Raw genomic sequence first — 379 nt, 5'->3', positions numbered from 1 at the left:
CAAGACCCTGTATCTGAAGAAGCAGAAACGTCTGGCGGAGGGCCGGAAGAACACGGCGCGCGACGAACTGTATCTCAAGCTGGCAGAGGACTTTTTATACGGAGAATTTGCAGCTGCACTGGATGTGGAAAAGGATGAGGTGGAAGACCTGATCGGCCGGAGAGTGAGGGAAATGGAGATGTGTCTGTGAAAATTATAAATAAGAAGGTAGAGCATAAAAACTATGGAGCGGGAACGATCTGTGCCATGAACGGCGGCAGTGTCTGCGTCGAGTTTGGAAAGCTGTTCGGTATGAAGCGTTTCCCGTATCCGCAGGTGTTTTCTGAAGGAACCATGAAGCTGATGGACGAGGCGCTGCAGGAGGAATTAATGGAAGACC

General features: G+C 50.7%; 2 protein-coding genes. Both read left to right on the top strand.

Annotated elements, in window-relative coordinates; all coding sequences use genetic code 11:
* Positions 1–190: CarD family transcriptional regulator (locus NE664_15845; protein MCQ4728107.1), on the top strand; the 190-nt coding region annotated here is incomplete at its 5' end.
* The coding region (locus NE664_15840) for a hypothetical protein (GenBank protein ID MCQ4728106.1) at positions 187–379 on the top strand (193 nt) is incomplete at its 3' end. The genes NE664_15845 and NE664_15840, both read left to right, overlap by 4 nt.

It is taken from the genome of Anaerotignum faecicola (genome assembly GCA_024460105.1).
In the GTDB taxonomy this organism is placed as follows: Bacteria; Bacillota; Clostridia; order Lachnospirales; family Anaerotignaceae; genus JANFXS01.
Note: the sequence above shows the minus strand (reverse complement) of the source record. Positions and strands in the feature narration are given on the sequence as shown.